Here is an 18,553-nt window from a genome sequence, read left to right as displayed (position 1 = left end):
CCCCCGCGCGGAATGTCCACCCGCAGGGCTTTTCTTCTGGGTGAAAATATCCCGGGGGCACCGCCGCAGGCGGTGGGGGCAGAGCCCCCTCTGCGGCACCGGCGCCGAGCGGATTGCCGAGCAGGGGCGCTGCCCCTCTTGGCCTGCGGCCAATTCACCCCGGCGTATTTGGAAAGAGCAGAAGCGCCGCGGGCTCAGGTGCCGCGCGGCTTGGCGCGGAGCGTGGGATCGGCCTCGCGCGGGTCCTCGGGCCAGGGGTGGCGCGGGTATTGCGCCTTCATGTCCTTGCGCACGTCGGCGTAGGAGCCGGCCCAGAAGCCCGGCAGATCCATGGTGGTCTGCACCGGGCGGCGGGCGGGCGAGAGCAGCGTGACCCGCAGCGGCAGCTTGCCGACCATCGGATGGCTGCGCTGGCCGAACATCTCCTGGATGCGCAGGGTGATCTCGGGGTGCTCGCCCGAGTAGTCGATGGGAATCTCGCGCCCGAGCGGCGTGGTGAACCGGCCCGGTACCGAGCCGTCGAGCGCCTGCATCTGCCCCCAGTCAAGCCGGGCGCGAAGCGCCGGCAGCAGGTCGAGCCGCTTCCAGTCCTCGGCGCTCTTCACGCCGCCGAGGAAGGGCAGCAGCCAGTCCTCTGCTTCGGCCATCAGCGCATCCGGCCCCATGTCCGGCAGGTCGAGCCCGGCGGCACGGCCGATCTCCACCCGCGCGCAGAACCGGCGGGCGGCGTCCGACAGCGGGATGCCGAGCTCGCGCACCCCGTCCAGCATGGCGCGGGAGACGGCCTCGGCCGGGGCGTCCTTCCATTGCCGGTCATCGAGGGCGATGGCGCCCAGCCGTTCCTGCTGGCGCGCGATGACCCGGCGGTCGCGCTTCGACCATTCACAGACATCCTGCCAGACGATCTGGCCTTCGAAGAGCGCGCGCAGCTCCGACTCCGCGATGGGGATGGCCTGCCGGATGCGCGCCTCGCGCGGGTTGCCGTCGGTGTCGGTGACGACGATGAGCCGGGTCTGCGCCAGCGGATCGGCCCCGTCCATCACCGCGCCCTTGCCGCCCGAGAGCTGGTAGCGCGGCGCATCCCCCTTGCGGCGCAGCCCGATGCGGTCCGGGTAGGCGAGCGCGGCCTGCGCGGCGGGCGAAAGCCGCGCGCCCTGGGTCTCGCCGGCGGCGCGCGTGAGCCGCCGCGCCTCCTGCTTGATCCGCTCGAGCGCGGCGCGGGTGACCTCATAGGGGCGGCTCTCGGTGAAACGGCGCAGGTCGCGGAGGGCTTCGAGCCGATAGCTCAGATCGCAGGGGGCGCCGCGCAGCGGATCGCGCTCGGCCAGCAGCGCGGCGAGCGGTGCCGCCTCGGGTCCGGCCAGGCTGAGCATATGCGCCAGCCGCGGGTGCAGCGGCAGACGGGCGAGCTGGCGACCGTGGCGGGTGATGCGGCCCTCGCTGTCCAGCGCCCCGAGCATTGCCAGAAGCGCCTGCGCCTCGGCGAAGGCACCGGCATGCGGCGCGGTTAGGAATGGCAGATCCTCGGGCGTGGCGCCCCAGAGCGCCAGTTCCAGCGCCAGGCCGGACAGGTCGGCGGTTTCGATCTCGGCGGGCGGGAAGGCGTGAAGCGCGCCCTCCTCGCCACGCGTCCAGAGCTTGTAGGCGATGCCCGGCGCGACCCTTCCGCCGCGGCCGGCGCGCTGCGTGGCCTCGGCGCGGGTGACCTTCTCGGTCACCAGCCGCGACATGCCCGAGCCGGGGTCGAAGCGGGCCCGGCGGGCGCGGCCGCCGTCGACGACCACGCGGATGTCCTCGATGGTCAGCGAGGTCTCGGCGATGGAGGTGGCCAGCACCAGCTTGCGGCCCTGTTCCTCGGGGCGGATCGCGGCGCGCTGCGCGGCGAACTCCATGGCGCCGAAGAGCGGGCGGATCGTCACCTCCTTCGGCAGGCGCGACTTCAGCACCGACTCGGTGCGGCGGATCTCGCCCTCGCCCGGCAGGAAGGCCAGCAGGCCGCCCTGTGTCTCGGACACCGCCTGCACGATGAGATCCGCCATCGCCTGCTCGAAACGCTGGGTCTTCGGCACGGAGCGCTCGAGCCAGCGCGGCTCGACCGGGAAGCTGCGGCCCTCCGAGGTGATCACCGGTGCCTGCATCAGCTCGCCCACCGGGCCGGCGTCGAGCGTGGCGGACATGGCCAGCAGGATCAGGTCGTCGCGCAGCGCCCCGGCGATCTCGAGGCAGAGCGCGAGGCCGAGGTCGGCATTGAGCGAGCGCTCGTGGAATTCGTCGAAGATCACCGCGCCAACCCCCGCGAGTTCGGGGTCGGACTGGATCATGCGCGTGAGGATGCCCTCGGTCACCACCTCGATGCGGGTGGCTTTCGAGGTCTTGCTCTCGCCGCGGATACGGTAGCCCACGGTCTCGCCCGGGGCCTCGCCGAGCGTCTCGGCCATGCGCGTGGCGGCGGCGCGGGCGGCAAGACGCCGTGGCTCGAGCATGACGATGCGGCCCTCGGTCAGCCCGACATCAAGCATCGCCAGCGGCACCCGCGTGGTCTTGCCCGCGCCGGGCGGCGCCTGCAGCACGGCGCGGCCCCGCGCGCGCAGGGCAGAGATGAGCTCGGGCAGGACGGCGTCGATGGGCAGGTGATCCATGCGCGTGGTTATGCGGGATCGCAGTGCCGCCGTCGAGGGCGGGATTCGGGGGGCGCTGCCCCCGAGGCGCTGCGCGCCTCTCCCCCGGGATATTTCCGCCTAGAAGAAAGGGCGGCTCAGCGCGCGGCGACGCGGAAGACGCAGCCGTCGGAGATGAGCTGCGGCGGGGTCAGGCACAGGCCCTTGGCGACGCTGAAGGCGGCGAGCACCTTGGGGACATAGTCGCGGGTCTCGGCATAGGGTGGCACGCCCTGGTGCTGCGGGATCGAGTTCTCGCCCGCGTTGTAGCCTGCCAGAACGAGGATCGGATCGCCGTCGAAACGTTCCATGAGGAAGTCGAGGAAGGCGACACCGCCGCGGATGTTCTGCGCCGGGTCAAGCGCATTGGCCACGCCGAAGCGCGCCGCGGTGGCGGGCATGAGCTGCATGAGCCCCTGCGCGCCGGCCCGGCTCACCGCATCGCTGCGCCCGCTCGATTCCACCGCCATGACGGCCAGCGCCAGCGCCGGCGAGACGCGGGTGCCGACGGTGGCCTTGAGCAGCTCGATGCCGTAGCGCGCGGCAATGTCCTGCAGCTGTTGCAGGCGCGGCGCGCGCACGCCTCCGCCCTGCGGGGGCCGGTCGAGGCGCAGGAGCGCCGGCTCGAGTCGCCCCGGACCCGAGGCAGCAAGCTCGGGCGAGACCGCCTGCCAGAACCAGCCGTAACTGCCTGTCCCTTCGCTCCGTCCCGGCACCGACGGCGCGTCCGGCAGCGATTCCTGCGGCAAAGGCACGGGTTTTGGCGGCGGCGGCACGATCTGAACGGTGATCCGTTTCGCGGTGCCCGGCTTGGGCGGAGTCACGCGCTTGGCCGAGAATTCGGGAAAGGGCGGCGGTGTCTCGGCGCGGACACCCCCCGCAAGCGGCGCGGCGGCCAGCGCCACGGCCAGCGTGGCGGTACGGAAAAAGCCCGGTCGGATGACGTCTGCGGTCACTGCTGCCTCGTCTGCGTCTTGTGCCTGTCGAGGGGCCCGGCTCTGCGTCCGACTCGCCTCCGACGCAGTCCCGGCCTGCCCCTGCCCCGGCAGGAGGACCGGCGGATCCGCGCCCGCCAGCGAGTCTCGCACAGATTGCAAAGTCAACCAAGATTGTTCGCGAAACGCGCATAAATTCGTGACCCGGAGGGCGCAGCCGGGCGAGGTTTTGCCAGAATGCGCCGAGCTTTCTTGATTTTTACATCTAAAATCAGCGACTTGTCGGAATGTTATAGATTCCTTTCCGGACTGCAAAAACAATCCGATTGCGCCAAAGTCCCGCCTCATTCCACCGGCTTTATTGGGTCTAGGCCACGAGGGACAGGGGTGTGGAGAGACGCCCCGGCAAGCTCCCGAAGCGGTTGAGAGAGCAAACTGGATTTACGGAGAGAGACAATGCTGAAATTCATCAAGAACTTCCGCAAGGACGAAGACGGCGCAGTCACCGTGGACTGGGTCGTGCTGACCGCAGCCGTGGTCGCCATGGCGGCAGCCGCCTACAACCTGATCGGCACCAACGTGACCACCGCACTCACCTCGGTCGGTGGCAACCTGACCACTGCGATCGCCGGCGACACCGCCGCTGAGCCCGCCGCGGAAGAACAACAATAACGGTAAGCAACAGCGCCGCATCGCAGGCCTTTGCAAAGCCGCCGCCGGACGCTGTCCGGCGGCGGTTTCCTGTTCGGGGGCGCGCGGGCCCGCCGCTCCGCGCAATCGGCACCGCCGGCGCAGTCGCCCCGACGCGCCGCCGTGAAGGCCCAGAAGCGGCCATCTTTCACCACAATCCCCACGTAGACCCCCCATTGGACGCGCCGGAGAAACCTGCGTGGACGCGACGCGCAGGGCCCGCCCGGCCCCCGAACGAGAGGAACTGACATGCGACTGGTATTCGGACTGGTTCTGATCCTGGGGCTCGGCCTTGCCGGCTTTGCTGTGTATCTCGCGCAGAATTACATCGGCGCCTATCAGGTGGCGCTGAAGCAGGAGCGCGAGAAATCGGTCAAGGCGGTGCCGACCCAGCAGGTCTATGTGACCACCCGCGCCATCGCCCACGGCGAGATCGTCTCTGCCAAGGACGTGCGCCTGGCGCCCTGGCCCGTCGAGATCCTGCCCGAGAACACCTTCGGACCCAAGACCCCGCTGTTCAAGGACGGCGATGCCCCGCGGGTCGCCATGCGCGCCCTTGAGAAGTTCGAGGCGGTGGTGCCCAGCAAGATCAGCGAGCCCGGCGGCGACGCGGGGCTGACCTCGCGGCTGCGGCCGGGGCAGCGGGCCTTTGCCATCAAGGTCGACGTGCACACCGGGGTCTCGGGCTTCCTGCGTCCCGGCGACCGGGTGGACGTCTACTGGACCGGCAAATCCCCGAACGAAACCGGCAACGGCATCCGCGGCGAGTTCACCAAGCTGATCCAGGCCGGGGTGCGGCTCATTGCCATCGACCAGACCGCCGACATGGATGATTCCGACGTCAATATCGCGCGCTCGGTCACCGTGGCCGCCCTGCCGCAGGAGATCGCCGCGCTGGCCCAGGCGCAGAGCACCGGCCGCCTGTCGCTGTCGCTGATGAATTCCACCGACACCACGGTTGCCGATGTTATCGAGGTCGACCAGCGGGTCATGCTGGGCATCCAGGCCCCCGAAGAGCGCAAGGCCGAGCCCGTCGCCCAGACCTGCACCACCCGCGTCCGCCGCGGCGGCGAGGTGGCGGAAATCCCGATCCCCTGCACGAACTGACCCGATATCAAGAGCTTGGAGACGGGGCGCCGGAGTGGCGCCCCGTTTTGCATTTGCCCGCCTCAAGCGGCGATGTTGCGCAACATCCACAGCAGGACAGGCCGCGAAGCCATTGATTCTTGCATGGAAACGGGATTGCGCGCAGAGTGCCTGGAAAAGCGGGCGGCACGACCCGCCCCCGAGGCGTGATCGACGTGATCGAAAGGCAGGTCACATGAAAGCTGACAACTTCCTCAAGGCGGCCCTGCTTGGGCTGGCGCTGAGCGTGACTGCCCTGTCTCCGAGCCTTGCGCGGGCGGAAAGCCTGCGGGTCGTGCGCACTGGCACCGAGAGCGCGCTGAACGTGCCGATGAACCGCGCCGTGGTGGTGGAAAGCGAAACGCCTTTCGCCGAGCTTTCGATCGCCAACCCGTCGATCGCCGACATTTCCTCGCTCTCCGACCGGACGATCTATGTTCTGGGCAAGACGCCGGGCACCACGACGCTGACGATTCTCGACGCCAATGGCCGGCTGATCACCAATGTCGACGTGCGCGTCGCCGCCGATGTCTCGGAATTCAAGGAACGCCTGCGCCAGATTCTCCCCGGCGAGAACATCGAGGTGCGCACCGCCAATGACGGCATCGTGCTTTCTGGCACCGTCTCGAGCAGCCAGAAACTCGACCGCGCGCTGGATCTCGCGCAGCGCTACGCCCCGGACCGGGTCTCCAACCTGCTGTCCGTCGCGGGCGTGCAGCAGGTCATGCTGAAGGTGCGTTTCGCCGAAATGCAGCGCTCCGTCGCCAAGACGCTGCGCAGTTCGCTGTCGCTGAACGGCGACCTGCTGGGCGGCGACCTGGGGCTGGCCTCCGAAACCGGCAACTGGATCGGCGACAATGCCCTCGGCTCTGCGGTGACCGTCTCCGACGGCACCGAAGGCGCGGCCGTCTTCGGCTTCAACGCCGGCGGGCTCGAGGTGGGCATCCTGCTCGAGGCGCTGGAGTCCAAGGGCGTGGTCCGGACCCTGGCCGAACCCAACCTCACCGCCCTCTCCGGACAGGAAGCCAAGTTCCTCGCCGGTGGCGAATACCCGGTGCCCGTGGCGCAGAAGGAAGGCACGATCTCGGTCGACTTCAAACCTTTCGGCGTCGAGTTGAACTTCATTCCCCGCGTCGTGGATGGCGATCTGATCAACCTCGAGCTGAAGGCCGCGGTCTCGTCGATCGACAGCACCAACGGCGTCGACCAGGATCAAATCCACATCGACGCCTTCCGCCGCCGCGAAACCTCGACCACGGTCGAAATGCGCGACGGCGAGAGCTTCGCCATCGCCGGCCTGCTTCAGGACGACTTCACCGACCTCAACGGCCAGGTGCCGTGGCTTGGCGACGTTCCGGTGCTGGGCGCGCTGTTCCGCAGCGCCGAATACAGCCGCCAGCAGTCCGAGTTGGTGATCATCGTGACGCCGCATCTGGTGACCCCGACCCGCGGCCAGGCCCTGGCCTTGCCGACCGACCGCGTCAAGCCGCCCTCGGAACGCGACCTCTTCCTGTTCGGCCGCACCGCCGCCGAGGGCAACCGGCCCGTGAAGGGGGCTGCCGGCGAGGTTGCCAAGCAGGACTTCAGCGGCTCCTACGGCTACGTGATGGATTGATCCGATGCAGGTTCTTCAGCAAAAGACCGGTTTCCGCAGGCTCCGGATCGCGGGTGCTGCCACGGGCCTCGCCCTGCTCGCGGCCTGCTCGGGGCATGAAAGCGGCTCGGGCGTCGACGATGGCGCCTTCGGCAATGCCACGATGACCAACACGCTGGTGATGACCGGTCAGGAGAGCTACGTGCACGATCTCTCCACCCGGTTTGCCGCGGAGGTGCCCAGCATGGTGACCTTCGCCTTCAACAGCAGTCAGCTCGACGCCGAGGCGCAGGGGATTTTGCGCCGCCAGGCCAGCTGGATCCGCCAATTCCCCGAAGTGCGCTTCCGCGTCTACGGGCACACCGATCTGGTCGGCAGCTCTGCCTACAACAAGTCGCTCGGCCTGCGCCGAGCTCAGGCGGTGGTGCGCTACCTCGCGACCCTCGGTATCTCGCCGTCGCGGCTCGAGGCCGTCGTTTCCTTTGGCGAAACACAGCCGCTCGTCGTCACCGAGGGACGCGAGCGCCGCAACCGGCGCACCATCACCGAGGTGTCGGGTTTTGTCGCCGGCCACCCGTCCCTGCTGGACGGCAAATACGCGCAAGTCATCTACCGGGAATACGTGCGCAGCGCGGAACCGGCCACGGGCCTGAGCGGCACGTCGCTCTCGGAGGGCTCCGGCGGGCTCTGACCGCGCTGCCGGGGATCGTCCGACAATTCCGTACAATTACGGTTTTTCGGACAAAATGTTGCCCCACTTGACCGACATTTTCTGCACTAGCGGGTCGCTCCCGGCACGGCTTCCGAGTCGAGGGACAGAGCGGCGGGCAAGGTGCGCACATTCACGACAAGCACCCTTTGCCACCGCCCCCGCGTGAGGCAAAGGACAAGAAGAATGACAACTATTCCCGAGCGGCAGCCAGCCCCTGCGCCGATCTTGGCCTGCACCGTCAGCCGGGACGTGCAGACCTTCGACCTGCTCATCGAGGATATGGAAGCCCTGCTTGGCGAGGCCTGGGGAGACCTTGGCTTCGAGGACGCGCTGACCTTCCTGAGCCAGCCCGATGCCGCCTCGCTGGAGTTCATCGCCCTGGCCATCGACAGCGAGGACGAGAACAATCTGCCGCTGCTTACCCAGATCATCGCCCGCGCTGCCGAACGCGGCATCAAGATCGTGCTGATCGCCGAGGACGTGACCCCTGCCTCCCTGCACAAGCTGCTGCGCGGCGGTGCGGACGAATTTGCGCCCTACCCACTTCCCGAGGGCGAACTGGCCGCCGCGGTCGCCCGCTTCCGCAGCCGCGCCGAAGCGGCCCGCCTCGCGGCCGAGACTCCCGCCGCGCCCGAGGGCGTTGCGCTCAAGGGCGGAGGTGACGGCGTTCTCATCGCGGTGCACGGCATGGCCGGCGGATGCGGCGCGACCACTTTCGCGGTGAACCTCGCCTGGGAACTTGCCACCGTGCGCAAGAACGGCGCGCCCCGCGTCTGCCTGATCGATTTCGGCCTGCAATTCGGTGCCGTCGCCACCTATCTCGACCTGCCCCGCCGCGAAGCGGTCTTTGAACTGTTGAGCGACATTGCGTCGATGGACGGCGACAGCTTCGGTCAGGCGCTGACCACCGTCGATGAAAAGCTGCACGTGCTGACCGCCCCGGCGGACCTGCTGCCGCTCGACATGCTCACGCCCGAGGACGTGAAGCGCCTGCTCGACACCGCGCGCGAGCATTTCGACTTCGTCGTCGTCGATCTGCCGACGACCATCACCCATTGGACGGACAGGGTCCTGACCGAGGCTCAGGTCTACTTCGCGCTGGTCGAGCTGGACATGCGCTCGGCGCAGAACGCGCTGCGCCTCAAGCGCGCGCTGCAATCCGAGGACCTGCCCTTCGAGAAAATCCGCTTCGTGGTCAACCACGCGCCGAAATTCACCGACTTGCCCGGCAAGACCCGCGCCAAGCGCATGGCCGAGGGCCTGGGGATCGACTTCAGCGCGATGCTGCCCGACGGCGGCAAGCAGGTCCAGATGGCCGGCGACCATGGCCTGCCCCTGGCCAAGCAGGCGGCCAAGAACCCGCTGCGCAAGGAAATCGCCAAGCTGGCCGCCGAGCTTTACGCCATCGGCCAGTCGGATGCGGAAGCCGCGTGATAGGAGCCCGCAATGTTCTCGCGTTACAAGAAACCCTCCCCTCAGCCGGCCGCGGCCCCTGCCCCGGTCGAGGCGGCGACACCGAAAATGGTTCCCGTAGACACCGACGCGCGGCCGCAGGCGATGCGCAAGCCGCTGCCCAAGCGCGCCGCCGAGGCCGGGCCGCAGGACCGCGAGAAGAAACGCAAGGAGCGCATGGGCGAAATCAAGCTCGAACTGCACCGCGCCCTTCTGGACAACTTGAACCTTGCCGCCATCGACCAGGCCAGCGAGGCCGAGCTGCGCGAGGAAATCGCCGCGATCGCCACGGAATCCCTGCAGGAAAGGGGCATCGTGCTGAACCGCGAGGAACGCAGCACGCTGAACCAGGAACTCTATGACGAGGTGAAGGGGCTCGGCCCGCTCGAAACCCTGCTCAAGGACGACACGGTCTCGGATATTCTCGTCAACGGGCCGCATCAGATTTTCGTCGAACGCAGCGGGAAGCTGCAACTCTCGGACGTGACGTTCAAGGACGAGCGGCACCTGATGCGGATCATCGACAAGATCGTGTCCGCCGTGGGCCGCCGGGTTGATGAATCCAACCCCTATGTCGACGCCCGCCTGGCGGATGGCTCGCGCTTCAACGCCATGGTGCCACCGATCGCCGTCGATGGCTCGCTGGTGTCGATCCGGAAATTCAAGAAGGACAAGCTTGGCATCGACGACCTGGTGCAGTTCGGCGCCTTCACCGAGGAGATGGCTGTCTATCTGCAGGCCGCCGTCGCCACACGGCTCAATGTCATCGTCTCGGGCGGTACCGGTTCGGGCAAGACCACCACGCTCAATGCCCTGTCCTCCTTCATCGACGATTCCGAACGCATCCTGACCATCGAGGACACGGCCGAACTCCAGCTCCAGCAGACCCACGTGGGCCGCATGGAAAGCCGTCCGCCGAACGTCGAGGGCAAGGGCGCGGTCACCCCGCGCGACTGCCTGAAGAACGCCCTGCGGATGCGCCCCGACCGCATCATCGTCGGCGAGACCCGCGGCGAAGAGGTGATCGACATGCTACAGGCGATGAACACCGGCCACGACGGCTCGATGACCACGATCCACGCCAACAACCCGCGCGACGCCATCTCCCGCCTCGAGAACATGATCGCCATGGCCGGGGTAGAGATGCCGCTCAAGGCGATGCGCAGCCAGATCTCCTCGGCGGTCAATATCCTCGTGCAGGCCAGCCGCCTACAGGACGGCTCGCGCCGGATGACCTCGATCAGCGAGATCACCGGCATGGAGGGCGACGTGATCTCGATGCAGGAGGTGTTCCGCTACCAGCGGGTCGGACTTACTCCGGACAACAAGATCATCGGCCACTTCACCGCCACCGGCGTGCGCAGCCACTATTCCGAGCGCTTCCGCATGTGGGGCTACGACGTGCCGCCGTCGATCTACGAACCTTTCCGCCCGGAGTAAGCCATGCTCAGCGCTGAACCTATCATCTACGGTCTGATCTTCATCGGCGTGCTGGTGCTGGTCGAGGGCATCTATCTTGTCGCCTTCGGAAAATCGATCCGGCTGAACAGCAAGGTGAACCGCCGTCTCGACATGCTGAACAAGACCACCTCGCGCGAGGATGTTCTTGCCACGCTCCGCAAGGAGATGGACCAGCACAGCAAGAATCGGGGGATTCCGCTCTACTCGCTGCTCGCGGACCGCGCGCAGAAGGCGGCGCTCGCCTTCACCCCGCAGCAGCTCATCCTGATCATGGTGGGCGTCAGCCTGCTGGCTTTCGTCGCGCTCACCTTCGGCACCGCTGCCACGCTGCCGGTACGTCTGGTGATGGGCATCCTCATCGGGGTCGGCGGCGTCTACATGTGGGTCAACGGCAAGGCCAAGAAGCGCCTCGCGCTGATCGAGGAACAGCTGCCCGACGCGGTCGAACTGATGGTGCGCAGCCTGCGCGTCGGCTATCCGTTCAGCTCGGCAATCAGCATCGTCTCGAAAGAGATCAAAGACCCGCTGGCAACGGAATTCGGGGTGATCTCGGACGAGGCCACTTACGGCCGCGACATCGGCGAGGCGCTCAAGCACATGGCCGAACGGCTCGACATGCAGGACATGCGGTTCCTTGCGGTTGCGGTCAGCATCCAGCAGCAATCGGGCGGCAACCTCGCCGAAATCCTCGAAGGGCTTGCCAAGGTGATCCGCGCCCGGTTCCGCCTGTTCCGCCGGGTCAAGGCGATCACCGCCGAGGCGCAATGGTCCGGCAAGTTCCTGTCGGGATTCCCGGTCTTCGTGCTGGTCGCGATCCAGGTGCTCGATCCGCACTATTACGACGAGGTGCTCAACCACGCCCTCTTCATCCCCGCCTGTTTCGCTGTCGCCATCTTCCTGATCCTCAATCTCATCGTGATGCGGATCCTGGTGAACATCAAAGTCTGAGGTGCCCGTCATGCTCGATACGCTCAATGCATTGCTGATCGCACGCCTTGGCCCGGCCGGCCCGCTCATGGCGGTCGCAGGGCTCGCCTTCGTCCTGCTTCTTGCCAGCATTCCGCTCATGCTGCGCTCGCGCCCCGATCCGATGGAGAAACTGCGCGAGACCTCTCGGGAGACGATGGCGAAGGACACCCGCGCGGTGCTCCGAGACACCCGCCGCAACGAGAAGCTGAACAAATACGCGCAGTACCTCGAGCCGACGACCGAGGAAGAGCTCAGCGCGGTGCGCAAGAAGCTGCTGCAGGCCGGGTATCGCTCGCGCGATGCGGTACGGCTTTACTATCTTGCGCAGATGACACTCGGGCTGGGCCTGCTCGCCGCTGGCTCGGTCTACTACCTTCTCGTGCTCGACACGCCGGACGCGCCGCTGCACACCAAGATGCTGTGGATGATCACGCCGGGGGCCTTCGGCTATTTCGCCCCGAAGTACTGGGTGACCCGCCGGGTCGAGGAGCGCCGCCAGCAGATCGAGGAAGGCTTTCCCGATGCGCTCGACATGATGCTGGTCTGCGTCGAGGCCGGCCAGTCGCTCGACCAATCGATCAACCGCGTCGCCCGCGAGCTGCGGGCCTCTTACGCCGCATTGGCCGACGAGTTCGAGATGGTCTGCTACGAGCTGAAAGCGGGTAAGGAAAAGACCGCGGTGCTTTCCGACATGGGAGAGCGCTGCGGGGTGCACGATGTGTCGTCCTTCGTCGTGGTGCTGAACCAGGCGGCAAGCTTCGGCACCTCGATCGCCGACGCGCTGCGCGTCTATGCCGCCGAGATGCGTGACAAAAGAGTCATGCGGGCCGAGGAAAAGGCCAACAAGCTGCCGACAAAGATGACGCTCACCACTATGATGCTGACGGTGCCCCCGCTGATGATCATCCTGGTCGGTCCGTCGCTCGTGGGTATCGGGAAACTGGCAACCTTAACGAACTGACATCATGTCCCCACGCCCGGCCTGTGCCGCCGCCGTCCTCGTCTGCCTGGCCGCCTGCTCAACGGGCGGCCTTGGTGGTTTCGGCGGCCCGGCGACGCTGGAGCAGCAGCGCGGCACGCCCTACGCGCCGACGCTCGATCCGCGCGGCGCAGAGGTGGACCAGCTTCTCGTCGGGCACCGGCTGATGCAGGCCGGCGAGGCCGAGCTTGCGCTCGAGGCCTACACCCGTGCCGCCGGCAGCAACGGGCTGACCGCCGAGGTGCTCAGTTCGCTCGGGTCCGCCAACCTCGCGCTGGGGCGCCTCGGTCAGGCCGAGACGCTGCTGCGCCGCGCTGTCGAGGTCGAACCGACCTGGCCCGAGGCCTGGAACAATCTTGGTGTCGTGCTGATCGAAAGTGGCCAAACCTCCGAGGCCGCCGAGATATTTCGGCGCGCCTACGCCCTGGACAACGGCGAAAGTGACGCAATTCGCGACAATCTGCGCTTGGCGCTCGCAAAGCGCGACGATACCGGTTATGATCCGGCGCAAAATCAAGACTATAGGCTGGTTCGCCGGGGCAGCGGAGATTTCCTGATCCGGCGCGATGGCTGAGGTCTCCCCCTCCGGGGCGGCGGCAGGGCCAGCGCAAGAGGCACGAGCAGCAAAAGGACGCAGGAAATGCGCCACCGGAATGTTTTGATCGCCCTTGCGACGGGGTGTCTTGCACTGTCCGCCTGCGGCAAAGACATCGACAAGGACGCGGTGGATCGCGAGTTTTCCAGCGTCAACGCCATCGACGGTGCCGGGTTGACCGAGGTGATGCTCACCGCCGGAGACCCGGACGAGGCCGTGGCCTACTTCTCGCGCAGCGCCGAACAGGATCCGAACCGGATCGACTTCCAGCGCGGTCTTGCGAAGTCTCTGGTGCGCGCCAAGCGCTACCCCGAGGCCACCACCGCCTGGTCGCAGGTCATCGCCCATCAGGGCGCGACAAACGAGGACCGCGTCGCCCTGGCCGACGCGCTGATCCGCAACAACAAGTGGGACCAGGCCGAGCAGGTGCTCGATGCCATCCCACCCACCCACGAGACCTTCCAGCGCTATCGCCTCGAGGCGATGATCGCCGACAGCCACCAGCAGTGGCAGAAGGCCGACAGCTTCTACGAGATTGCCTCGGGGCTGACCACGAAGCCTGCCTCGGTGCTCAACAACTGGGGCTACTCCAAGCTGTCGCGCGGCGACTACGCCGACGCGGAAAAGCTGTTTGCCGACGCCATCCGGCAGGACCCCAAGCTCTTCACCGCCAAGAACAACCTTGTTCTGGCGCGCGGCGCGCAGGGCAACTACGCGCTGCCGGTCATGCAGATGACCCAGATCGAGCGCGCCGAGCTGCTCCAGACGCTCGGGCTCGCTGCGGTCAAGCGCGGCGACGTGGAGATCGGGAAGGGGCTGCTGCGCGACGCGGTGGAAACCCATCCGCAGCATTTCGAAGCCGCCGCCCGCGCTCTCGACGCGCTGGAAGGCACGGTGACCAACTGAGGCGGAGAACATGCTGGTGATCTCCGCAACCGCCGCCCTCTGGTTCCTGCCACCGGTCCTGGTGGTGTGCCTCTGGGTCTGTTTCACCGACATGAAATACATGCGGATCCTCAACAAGTCGGTGATCGCCCTCGCGGCGATCTTCGTTGTGCTCGGCCCCTTCGTGCTGCCGCTCGGAGAATACGGCTGGCGCCTGGTGCAGATGCTGGCGGTGCTGGTCGCGGGGATCGCACTCAACGCCGGCGGCGCGGTCGGTGCCGGTGACGCGAAATTCGCCGCCGCGGCCGCGCCCTTCATCCACCTGGGCGATCTGCGTTTCGTCATGGCACTGTTCGCCGCAACCCTGCTTGGCGCCTTCGCCAGCCACAGGATCATGCGCGCGACGCCGCTGCGCAAGCTCGCCCCTGACTGGAAAAGCTGGGAAACCGGCAGCCGATTTCCAATGGGGCTGGCACTGGCCGGAACGCTGGTGCTCTATCTGCTGCTCGGAGCGCTCTACGGCACCGCCCCGGTCTGAGCCCCTTCCCTAACCGGCAATCTTCCGCGTGCGCGCAACCGCCGCGTCGAGCCCGATGTCGACGACCCTCTGCACGCCCGCGGCCTGCATCGCCAACAGCCCCTCGGCAGTGGTTCCGGCATAGTCGACCATCTCCTGCACGTGGTCCTGTGGCGAGGCCGCCCCCTGCGCCATCATCTCGCCGGCCGATAGGAAAAGCTGGCGTACCGCCATGTCGGCAACACTCGGTGAGATGCCGCGGCGGGTGGCGAACTCGGCCATACAGGCCGCGAACTGCGCGACGAAGCCCGGCACCGGGCCGGTCATCGCGGTGAAAAGCTCGATCTGCGACTCGTCCGCCACTTCGGCCGTCTTCCCCCAGGCCGCAAGCAGCGCCGTCACCCGCGCCCTGTCCGCATCCCCGATCGCACCGCACCAGGGCGAGAAGGCCAGCCCTCGTGCCGCCGCCGGGCTCGACATGGCACGCACCACCCGCGAGGCCCCGCTGCGCTCCGCGAGCCGTGCAAGCGACACGCCAGCCATCACCGAGATCACCAGACGGCCCGAGGCGTCCAGGTCCAGGGCGCCAAACTGCGCCGGCGGGATCGAGAGGATGACCACGTCGCAACCTGCGACCAACTCCTGCGCATCCGCCGTCACCCGAACCTCCTCCGGCAGAGCGCCTCGGGTGCCGGAACGGTTGGCCACCCAAAGCGCGCCTGACCGAAGCAGGCCGCTGTCCAGCAGCCCGGCAACCAGGCTGCGCCCAAGCATCCCCGTGCCTCCGATCACCCCGACCGCCAGTCCTTGCGTCATCTCTGCCTCCTTCGCCCTGCCCGGCCAGCTTTTCGTACCGACGGCTTTCGCGCAAGTCGCCCCGGCAATTCCCGCGCCCAGACAAGCTCTTGCCACAATGCTGAAGTTTCCTCGGCCGCACCAACGCGGGCCGCAAGACGGGAACAGGGCAAGGCACCAATGAACATGCAGGCTTCCGGCGTCGTCGCGCCACCGGCACCGAAACGGCTCGAGGACATGGCGCTGCCGCGCACCATGATGCGCGACATCGTGCTGAAAACGCTGTTCCGCAAGAACACCAACGTCGTCACGGAACTGGCGCGCGCCGTCTGCCTGCCCATCGTGATCACCCAGGAATTGGTCGACCTGGCGCGCGCGCAGGGGCTGGTCGAGGCGATGGGCACGCGCGGCGACGCGCTGGCAAGCGAGATGCACTACCAGCTCACCGACAGTGGCAAGGCCCGCGCGCTCGACGCGCTGTCGCAGTCAGAGTATTTCGGGCCGATGCCGGTGCCGCTCTCGGCCTACCGCGAGCAGGTGCAGCGCCAGTCGATCCGCAACATCCAGGTCACCCGCGAGGCGTTGACCGGCGCGATGGGCCATCTTGTACTGCCGAACGAACTGCTGTCGCACCTCGGCCCGGCGGTCAGCGCGGGCCGGTCGATCCTGATGTACGGACCGCCGGGCAACGGCAAATCCTCGATCTCCAACGGCATCCGCGAGGCCTTGGGCGACCGGATCTATGTGCCCCGCGCCATCGAGTATTCGGGCCAGGTGATCACCGTCTACGACCCGATCGTGCATTCCGCCGCCGAGGCCGAACTCGAGGACCCCACCCGCCTGCGCCGAACCAACCGTTTCGACACCCGCTACGTGCTCTGCGACCGCCCGACGGTGATCACCGGCGGCGAGCTGTCGCTCGACATGCTCGATCTCGTGTACAACCCCACGGCGCGCACCTACCAGGCCCCGCTGCAACTGAAATCCACCGGCGGGCTGTTCATCGTCGACGACCTTGGCCGCCAGGCCGAGCCGCCGCAGAAGCTGGTCAACCGCTGGATCGTGCCGCTCGAGGAGAGCAAGGACATCCTCGCCCTGCAATCGGGCGAGAAGTTCGAGGTGCCCTTCGACACGCTGGTGATCTTCTCGACCAACTTCCATCCGAACGAGATCTTCGACAAGGCGGCGCTGCGCCGGATCTTCTTCAAGATCAAGATCGACGGGCCGAACCAGCAGGACTACCTGAAGATCTTCGCCATGGTCGCGCGCAAGAAGCAGATGGTGCTCGACGAGGCCGCGCTCGTTTACCTGCTGAAGAGCAAGTATCCGACCATCGGCAATGTCTACGCCAACTATCAGCCGGTCTTCCTGATCGACCAGATGAAGGCCATCTGCGACTTCGAAGGCTGGGAACATCGGATGACTCCGGAACTGATCGACCGGGCCTGGGCGAACCTCTTCGTGAGGGACGAGACCATCGTGAAATGAGCGCGTGGAAGGGGGGCTGAAATTTCCGCCACGGCAGGTGATTTTTCCGCTTGACCCTCCCGGCCCATAACCATATTCAGCGCTCACTTCTTGGCGGAGTAGCTCAGTTGGTTAGAGCAGCGGAATCATAATCCGCGTGTCGGGGGTTCAAGTCCCTCCTCCGCTACCATCCCCCCTTCGATGTTGAACAGACCTTCCCCGAAGGGGACGCGCTCCTTGCCGCGCGTTGTGGTCATCCCCTTGCAGAATTGCCGAAAAGTCGCGCGCCGGTCCGGCGCGCGCTGTGCTTTTGCGCGTCACCCCGGTGGATGCAGACCGAAGCTGCGCTCCAGCACCTCGCCCGCGTCGAGACAGAGGTCCTCGCGCCACGGCGGCGCGACGAGCTGGACGCCGCAGGGCACCCCCGCCTCCACTCCCGAGCAGACCGAGAGCGCCGGAAGCCCAAGCAGCGGGATGCCGATCTGCGGCACCTGCGCCTCCCACAGCCGCGCCAGCGCCTCGGGACCCCGGAGGTCTTCGTCCTGCGCGAAGGGCAGCTCGGCCGAGACCGGCATCAGCACCAGCGGGTAGTCGACGAGGAAGGCGCGCCAGGCCCGGATCAACCGCGCCCGACGGCTGAAAAGCGCGCTGAACGTCGCGAGGTCGATGCCCCGCGCACGCTCCTCGTAGAAGGAAAGCAGCGCGATGGCACCCGGATCGCCCTCAAGCTTCGCTGCCGCCAGCTTGTCGGAATGCGCGTCCGAGAGCCACAGGTCGATCTGAAGCTCTACCGCCTCGCGGATGTCGGGCACCTGTGTCGGTTCCTCGACCTGCCAGCCCGCGTTACGCAGGACTTCTGCCGCGCGCTCGAGGTCTTCGAGGATGCGCGGGTCGGTATCGATGCCGCCGGGGCGCTTCACCAGCGCGACGCGCGGCGCGACCGCGGGGCCGGTGAGCGGCACGGGCGCGCTCCATGGATCGTCGGGCGCATAGCCCGACATGCCCTCGAGCCCCAGCCGCAGGTCGTCCACCCGGCGCGCCAGCGGCCCCGCCACGGCCATCAGCTGCGGACCGATGGCGCGGTCCGGGCCGGACTGGTTGAACGCGGGCACCCGCCCGGGTGTCGGCCGCAGCCCCTGCACGCCGCAGGCATAGGCCGGGTAGCGGATCGAGCCGGCGATGTCGGTGCCATGGGCGATATGACCCAGCCCCGCCGCCGTGGCCGCCCCGGCCCCGCCCGAGGACCCGCCGGGAGTCAGTCCCGGGTTGTGCGGGTTGCTGGTGGTGCCATGCAGCTTGTTGGAGCTGAACCAGCGGTAGGAGAAGGCCGGGCAGTTGGTGCGCCCGACCACGATGGCCCCCTGCGCGCGCATGTTGCGCAGGAACGGGCTGTCCTCGGTGGCGATCAGATCCTTGGCCAGCGTCGTGCCATTGGTGGTCGCATAGCCCTTCTGGTCGGCGATCACCTTGACCGTCACCGGCACGCCCGCCAGCGCGCCGCCTTCCTCGCCGGCCGCAATGCGGGCGTCCAGTGCCTCGGCATCGCGCATCGCCTCTTCGCCGGTGTCCTGCACGATGGCATTGATCGCCGGGTTGAGCCGCGCCACCCGGTCGAGCGTGGCGCGGGTCACCTCGCGCGCCTTGAGCGTGCCGCTGCGGACGCGGGCGGCAAGCTCGCGGGCGGTGAGGTCGTTGGGGTCTGTCATGATTGAAAGTCCGG

At 67.4% G+C, this 18,553-nt stretch carries 16 protein-coding genes and 1 tRNA gene; 13 read left to right on the top strand and 4 right to left on the bottom strand.

Going from position 1 to position 18,553, the window contains the following annotated elements; genetic code table 11:
• Positions 1-194 precede the first annotated feature (194 nt).
• Positions 195-2,639 (bottom strand): ATP-dependent helicase HrpB, encoded by a 2,445-nt coding sequence (gene hrpB / locus IQ782_RS23785; RefSeq protein ID WP_194137165.1) that lies wholly within the window; start codon positions 2,637-2,639, stop codon positions 195-197.
• A 116-nt stretch (positions 2,640-2,755) separates the two neighbouring features.
• Positions 2,756-3,613: a lytic transglycosylase domain-containing protein gene (locus IQ782_RS23780; RefSeq protein ID WP_420832687.1), complete on the bottom strand. Its 858-nt coding sequence runs from the start codon at positions 3,611-3,613 to the stop codon at positions 2,756-2,758.
• A 435-nt stretch (positions 3,614-4,048) separates the two neighbouring features.
• Between IQ782_RS23780 and IQ782_RS23775 the strand changes: the two genes are divergently transcribed.
• The 11 genes from IQ782_RS23775 to IQ782_RS23725 all read left to right on the top strand — a co-directional run bounded on the left by IQ782_RS23775 (position 4,049) and on the right by IQ782_RS23725 (position 14,592).
• Positions 4,049-4,264, top strand: coding sequence for a Flp family type IVb pilin (locus IQ782_RS23775; RefSeq protein WP_194137163.1), 216 nt, complete (start codon positions 4,049-4,051; stop codon positions 4,262-4,264).
• 267 nt (positions 4,265-4,531) lie between these two features.
• Positions 4,532-5,389 (top strand): Flp pilus assembly protein CpaB, encoded by an 858-nt coding sequence (gene cpaB / locus IQ782_RS23770; protein WP_194137162.1) that lies wholly within the window; start codon positions 4,532-4,534, stop codon positions 5,387-5,389.
• 214 nt (positions 5,390-5,603) lie between these two features.
• Complete coding sequence (locus tag IQ782_RS23765; protein ID WP_194137161.1) at positions 5,604-7,022, top strand: type II and III secretion system protein family protein; 1,419 nt, start codon at positions 5,604-5,606, stop codon at positions 7,020-7,022.
• Between the two features lie 4 nt (positions 7,023-7,026).
• Positions 7,027-7,692, top strand: coding sequence for an OmpA family protein (locus tag IQ782_RS23760; protein ID WP_194137160.1), 666 nt, complete (start codon positions 7,027-7,029; stop codon positions 7,690-7,692).
• 204 nt (positions 7,693-7,896) lie between these two features.
• Complete coding sequence (locus IQ782_RS23755) at positions 7,897-9,147, top strand: CpaE/TadZ family protein (protein WP_194137159.1); 1,251 nt, start codon at positions 7,897-7,899, stop codon at positions 9,145-9,147.
• A 12-nt stretch (positions 9,148-9,159) separates the two neighbouring features.
• Positions 9,160-10,605, top strand: a complete 1,446-nt coding sequence (locus tag IQ782_RS23750; RefSeq protein WP_194137158.1) for a TadA family conjugal transfer-associated ATPase — start codon at positions 9,160-9,162, stop codon at positions 10,603-10,605.
• Positions 10,606-10,608: 3 nt separating this feature from the next.
• On the top strand, positions 10,609-11,574 hold the full coding sequence (locus IQ782_RS23745) for a type II secretion system F family protein (RefSeq protein ID WP_194137157.1): 966 nt from the start codon (positions 10,609-10,611) through the stop codon (positions 11,572-11,574).
• A gap of 10 nt (positions 11,575-11,584) precedes the next feature.
• Complete coding sequence (locus tag IQ782_RS23740) at positions 11,585-12,556, top strand: type II secretion system F family protein (protein WP_194137156.1); 972 nt, start codon at positions 11,585-11,587, stop codon at positions 12,554-12,556.
• Between the two features lie 4 nt (positions 12,557-12,560).
• Complete coding sequence (locus IQ782_RS23735; RefSeq protein ID WP_194137155.1) at positions 12,561-13,148, top strand: tetratricopeptide repeat protein; 588 nt, start codon at positions 12,561-12,563, stop codon at positions 13,146-13,148.
• Positions 13,149-13,214: 66 nt separating this feature from the next.
• On the top strand, positions 13,215-14,075 hold the full coding sequence (locus tag IQ782_RS23730; protein WP_194137154.1) for a tetratricopeptide repeat protein: 861 nt from the start codon (positions 13,215-13,217) through the stop codon (positions 14,073-14,075).
• A 10-nt stretch (positions 14,076-14,085) separates the two neighbouring features.
• Entirely contained in the window at positions 14,086-14,592 is a 507-nt protein-coding gene (locus IQ782_RS23725; protein ID WP_194137153.1) for a prepilin peptidase, read from the top strand.
• A 9-nt stretch (positions 14,593-14,601) separates the two neighbouring features.
• Here the strand turns inward: IQ782_RS23725 and IQ782_RS23720 are convergent, their stop codons facing one another.
• The gene (locus IQ782_RS23720) at positions 14,602-15,387 is read right to left on the bottom strand and encodes a pyrroline-5-carboxylate reductase family protein (protein WP_194137152.1); all 786 of its coding nucleotides are present in this window, start codon (positions 15,385-15,387) and stop codon (positions 14,602-14,604) included.
• 159 nt (positions 15,388-15,546) lie between these two features.
• Between IQ782_RS23720 and IQ782_RS23715 the strand changes: the two genes are divergently transcribed.
• Entirely contained in the window at positions 15,547-16,854 is a 1,308-nt protein-coding gene (locus tag IQ782_RS23715) for a P-loop NTPase family protein (RefSeq protein WP_194137151.1), read from the top strand.
• Positions 16,855-16,946: 92 nt separating this feature from the next.
• Positions 16,947-17,023: transfer RNA gene (locus IQ782_RS23710), tRNA-Met, on the top strand.
• A 127-nt stretch (positions 17,024-17,150) separates the two neighbouring features.
• On the opposite strand, the gene IQ782_RS23705 is transcribed toward IQ782_RS23710, so the two are convergent.
• On the bottom strand, positions 17,151-18,539 hold the full coding sequence (locus tag IQ782_RS23705) for an amidase family protein (RefSeq protein WP_194137150.1): 1,389 nt from the start codon (positions 18,537-18,539) through the stop codon (positions 17,151-17,153).
• Positions 18,540-18,553 lie beyond the last annotated feature (14 nt).

The organism is Salipiger mangrovisoli (assembly GCF_015223355.1).
Lineage (GTDB): Bacteria > Pseudomonadota > Alphaproteobacteria > Rhodobacterales > Rhodobacteraceae > Salipiger > Salipiger mangrovisoli.
This window is presented reverse-complemented; position numbering and strand designations above follow the sequence as displayed.